Origin of the sequence: Haladaptatus sp. (genome assembly GCF_049589095.1) — an archaeon.
Taxonomy (GTDB): Archaea; Halobacteriota; Halobacteria; order Halobacteriales; family Haladaptataceae; genus Haladaptatus.
In genome coordinates, this window is sequence record NZ_JBAWAC010000044.1 from 1 (window position 1) to 4,516 (window position 4,516).

Genomic DNA, 4,516 nt, shown 5'->3' on the forward strand with positions numbered 1-4,516 from the left:
GCTCTGCCGCGCTCTCGCACCAAAAGGTGGGGCAGGAGTTGCGGAAGTGTTTAGGCACGCGCCGCTATAGCCTGAAGCATGCCGGACTGTCCACTCGCCGACCACTGCCCCAGTTTCGAAGAGCGAATCAACGGAATGGGGTGCCACCACTACGGGGACCGCGGGGGCGCGGAGTGGTGCAATCACTACAACCAACCGATTCGGGAACTGAAAACCGCGCCCGTGCAACCGGGCGAGGAAGTCGTCGTGGAGATCGACGACATCCACGAGAGCGGGTCGGGTGTGGGTCGAACGGAGGATGGATTCATCGTTCTCGTCGATGGCATCCTCCCCGATGCACGCGCCAAGGTGAAGATCACGAACGTGAAGGGAAATCACGCACTCGCGGACCCGATCGAACGGTTGCCGATGGATCCGGAAGAGGAGGAGGAAGGGGACGAAGAGGAAAGGCCGAGTGCCAAAGACGACCGGCGGAAGAGCCGCCGTGAGCGGGAACGCCTTGGAAGTCGGGACAACTTCTGGGGCGGCGGATAACCCACGGGTGGACAGTCCTTTGCGGGTGGGGGGCGTACGCCGTACCATGTCGGGGGAACAATGAGTGAGCGACTGGACGTCGATGAGATTCTCCGACGAGCGGGGTTCGACGCGGAGACGAGTGTCCTGACACGACGACAAGCGGAAGTGCTGGTGTTCCGTGAGCGGGGCACGGCACAAGCGACCATCGCTGAGCGACTCGGTACTTCGCGTGCGAACGTTTCGAGCATCGAGGGGAGTGCACGGGAGAACATCAGCAAGGCACGCGAGACGGTGGCGTTCGCCGAAGCGCTCCGCGCACCGGTCCGAATCGAAGTCGAACCGGAGAGCGACCTGTACGACGTTCCGTCGTGGGTGTACGAGGCTTGCGACGAAGCGGGAGTGAAGGTGAACCAAGCGGCCCCGGAACTCATGAAACGGGTGAGCGACGAAGCGGGGGAGGCGGTCAAGGGTCGGACGGTTCGGACGTCCCTCCTCATCGGCGTGACACACGACGGGGAAGTGACGGTTCGGAAATCCGCTCCCGAGGAGTTTTAGCGGTTCGTGCGGATTCGAAAATATGGACCTCGGACTGGAGGGAAACACGGCACTGGTAACGGCGAGTTCGAGCGGTCTCGGCTTGGCGAGCGCGAAGACGTTGGCGCGGGAAGGAGCCAACGTCGTCATCTGCGCTCGAAGTGAAGAGGGACTGGAGGAGGCGAAAGCCGAAATCGAGGAACTCGGAGGCGGCGACGTGCTCGCGGTTCCGACGGACATCACTGATCCGGACGAAATCGAGGCGCTGATCGAACTGACCGTGGACGAGTTCGGCGGTCTCGATCACCTCGTCACGTCGGCCGGAGGGCCGCCGAGCGGACCGTTTCTCGACATAACGGAGCGCGACTGGTACGCCGCCTACGACTTGCTGGTCATGAGCGTCGTCTGGTTGACGAAGCAGGCACACCCGTATCTCGTGGACAGCGATGCGGGAACCGTCGTCAACATCACGTCCACGAGCGTACGGGAAGCGATAGACGGCCTCGTGCTTTCGAACGCAGTTCGACGAGGCGTCATCGGATTGATGCAGACACAAGCCCGCGAGTTCGCGCCGGATATTCGGGTCAACGCGGTGCTTCCCGGTTCGCACGAAACCCCGCGGATTCGGGAACTCGTGGAACAATCCCTCGAACGTGGCGAGTACGATAGCTACGAGGAGGGACTCGCCGACTGGGCGGACGGCATTCCGATGGAGAGGGTGGGAGACCCGAAGGAACTCGGGGACGTCGTGGCCTTCCTCTCCAGCGACCGGGCGAGTTTCGTGAACGGCGTCGCGTTGCCGATAGACGGCGGAAAACTGCGAAGCTAATGACGGAGGGAAAACTCACTGCAGAGCCGACGACCGTCCTCTCCTGGAGCGGTGGGAAAGATGCTGCCTACGCGCTGTTCGAACTGGGGGAGGTTACGGAGTTACTCACTTCGATCGGGGAGAACGGCCGGAGTAGCATCCACGGCGTCCGTCGGGAGTTGTACGATGCACAGGCCGATGCGCTCGGCGTGCCGATTCGGTACGTCGAACTGCCGATGGACTGTTCGAACGAAGAGTACGAGTCCAGAATGGCGGACGTGATAGCCGAGTACGAGTCACGGGGAATCCAGCGTGTCGCCTTCGCAGACCTCTTTCTCGAAGACATCCGGGAGTATCGAGTGGAGCAACTCGCCGGGACGGGGATCGACGGCTGTTGGCCGGTCTGGAACCCGGATACTGACGAACAGATTCGGGCGTATCTCGACGCCGGATTCGAAGCGACGGTGGTGACGGTCGATGGATCGAAACTCGACCCCTCCTTCGCAGGCCGGGACCTCGACGAGTCGTTCCTCGCCGACTTACCGGACGGCGTAGACCCCTGTGGCGAGAACGGCGAATTTCATACGTTCGTCCGGGATGGACCGATATTCGAGTCAGCCGTCCCGGTCGAGGTCGGGAAAACCGTGACGAAGGAAGTCGGCGACGGCGAGTTCCATTACTGCGATCTGTACTAGGACTCGATCGTCTCGGCGATTTCCTTCGCTTCGTCGCGGGCTTTCTCCTTCCCCGCTTGCTTTTTGATGAGGACGCTTTGGATTTCCCAGTCGTCGCTTCCGCTGCGTCGTCCGGTGCGGACCTCCGCTCCCTCGGAGATGTCCCGTGCGGCGTTGGCGGCCCAGTCGGGTGTGCGAATCGTATCGAACACGTCAGGGTCGCGAAATCGGACGTGGATGTACTCGTCCGCCGTTTCGACCGACTTGATCGATGGTACGTCAGCCATAGCGTCCCGGATACGGGGCGGATCGGCAGAAACCTGACGGCCGGGTCAAAATCGGTTTTCCTCCCGCAGTTTCGCCACGACTTCGCGTACGCGCTGGGAATCCGACTTCGGGACGACCAACACGCGGTCGTCGTAGGCCGCGACGACGAGGTCGTCCACGCCGACGAGGCTCACGTGCTTGTCCCCGGCGACGATGTTTCCCGTCGCGTCGATAGTGAGCGCGTCGCCGAGAACGACGTTGTCCCCGTCGCCGAACCGGTCGAACGCGTCCCACGACCCGAGGTCGTCCCACTCGAATCCGGCGGGGACGACGTACGCCTCGTCGGTTCGTTCCATCACGGCGTAATCGACGCTCGTGGATTCGATACGGTCGAATCCATCCGCCGGGTTACCGTCTTCGAGCGCGGTGACGAGGGGTTCAAGCGGCGAGTCACGTGCGGCTTGGAGAAAGGCGTCCGGAGTCCATGCGAACAGACCCGCGTTCCAGTAGAAACCATCCTCGACGAATCGATTCGCCGTCGGTTCGTCGGGTTTTTCGCGAAACTGAACGACGTCGAGGTAGCCGTCATGTTCGATTCCCGGTTCGATATAGCCGTAGCCGGTCGCTGGACGGGTCGGTTCTATCCCGACCGTAACTACCCCCTTCGTTTCGACTGCAACCGACGCGGCACGACGAGCGGTCGTCTCGAAGTCGCCGGTGATGTGGTGGTCGCTCGGCAAGCAGAGAAGAACACAGTCGCCGACCTGTTCGCGGATTCGATGTGCGGCATAGACGAGCGCTGGCCCGGTATCCTTCGGTTCCGGCTCGATCAAAATCCCGGCTTCGGGTGCGTGTTTTCGCACGAGGTCGGCGTGTTGCTCGGCGGTGCAGACGAAAATCTCGTCGGCGAAGCCTGCCCGACTCACGGTTTGAGAGAGGAGCGAATCGTCCCCGAGAAGGGAGAGAAACTGTTTCGGTCGATCGCTTCGACTCGCGGGGTAGAGTCGTGTCCCGGTTCCTCCGGCCATGATGAGCGCGACGAGCGGGCGGTCCATGTTCCGAGCATCGCTCGCTTGTGTCTAAAATCGTCCTATCGAAAACGCGTGGTTAAAAAAGTGTGTTCAGGCTGCGCCGCGGGGTTCGGTCTCCGGAGACGCTCCCTCGCGCGTCTCGCTTCGGGTTCCCTGCGCCATGAACATCATCGATATGCCCGTGATGAGGAGGTTCACGCCGAAGAGGAGGCCGAGCGCCCACGCGGCGGTTGCCGGCCATCCGACCCAGATGATTGCGGCGATTACCAACGCGCAAACGCCGCTCACGATGAGTGCACCCCAGCCACGGCTACCGCGGGCCTGGAATCCCATGACGATTTCGAGGACCCCGTCGACGACGAGGAACGCCGCCAGCAGGATGGTCAACGTCGTGAGTCCGATGAGCGGGTTCGCTAAGAGCGAAATGCCCGCAACGGCGTAGATGACCGCGAGGACTCCCTGCACGAAGAACCGTCTCCACCCTCCCGAGAAGGCGTGAGCGACGTGCACGAGCGCTCCGACAACCAGCAACGCCCCGAGCAGAATCGAGAGCGAAACGCCGGCCGCAAACGGCGCTAAGATGGCTAGAACGCCGATTATAGCGATAATCACTCCAGCCACCATCGAAGCACGCCACGATCTCTCGGCGGTTTCGGATACGACTTCCGCACCGCTTTGTACATTAG

7 protein-coding genes are annotated in these 4,516 nt (G+C 62.1%); 4 read left to right on the top strand and 3 right to left on the bottom strand.

Going from position 1 to position 4,516, the window contains the following annotated elements; translation table 11 throughout:
* The first annotated feature begins 78 nt into the window (after positions 1-78).
* The 4 genes from WBV42_RS01425 to WBV42_RS01440 are packed head-to-tail and all read left to right on the top strand — an operon-like array spanning position 79 to position 2,553.
* Positions 79-534, top strand: a complete 456-nt coding sequence (locus tag WBV42_RS01425; RefSeq protein WP_066140146.1) for a TRAM domain-containing protein — start codon at positions 79-81, stop codon at positions 532-534.
* A gap of 60 nt (positions 535-594) precedes the next feature.
* Positions 595-1,071 (top strand): Tfx family DNA-binding protein, encoded by a 477-nt coding sequence (locus tag WBV42_RS01430; protein ID WP_253224906.1) that lies wholly within the window; start codon positions 595-597, stop codon positions 1,069-1,071.
* 22 nt (positions 1,072-1,093) lie between these two features.
* Positions 1,094-1,879 carry an SDR family oxidoreductase gene (locus tag WBV42_RS01435; protein ID WP_423984458.1) on the top strand — a complete coding sequence of 262 codons (786 nt, stop codon included), beginning with the start codon at positions 1,094-1,096 and terminating at the stop codon, positions 1,877-1,879.
* The gene (locus WBV42_RS01440) at positions 1,879-2,553 is read left to right on the top strand and encodes an ATP-binding protein (protein ID WP_423984459.1); all 675 of its coding nucleotides are present in this window, start codon (positions 1,879-1,881) and stop codon (positions 2,551-2,553) included. Before WBV42_RS01435 ends, WBV42_RS01440 begins: the two co-directional genes overlap by 1 nt.
* Here WBV42_RS01440 and WBV42_RS01445 read toward each other — a convergent pair.
* The 3 genes from WBV42_RS01445 to WBV42_RS01455 all read right to left on the bottom strand — a co-directional run.
* Positions 2,550-2,819: a hypothetical protein gene (locus WBV42_RS01445; protein WP_253224903.1), complete on the bottom strand. Its 270-nt coding sequence runs from the start codon at positions 2,817-2,819 to the stop codon at positions 2,550-2,552. The genes WBV42_RS01440 and WBV42_RS01445 overlap by 4 nt on opposite strands.
* Before the next feature lie 45 nt (positions 2,820-2,864).
* Positions 2,865-3,854, bottom strand: a complete 990-nt coding sequence (locus tag WBV42_RS01450) for a mannose-1-phosphate guanylyltransferase (RefSeq protein WP_423984460.1) — start codon at positions 3,852-3,854, stop codon at positions 2,865-2,867.
* Between the two features lie 66 nt (positions 3,855-3,920).
* Positions 3,921-4,516, bottom strand: a 596-nt coding sequence (locus WBV42_RS01455) for an HdeD family acid-resistance protein (RefSeq protein WP_423984461.1), incomplete at its 5' end; no start/stop codon positions are given.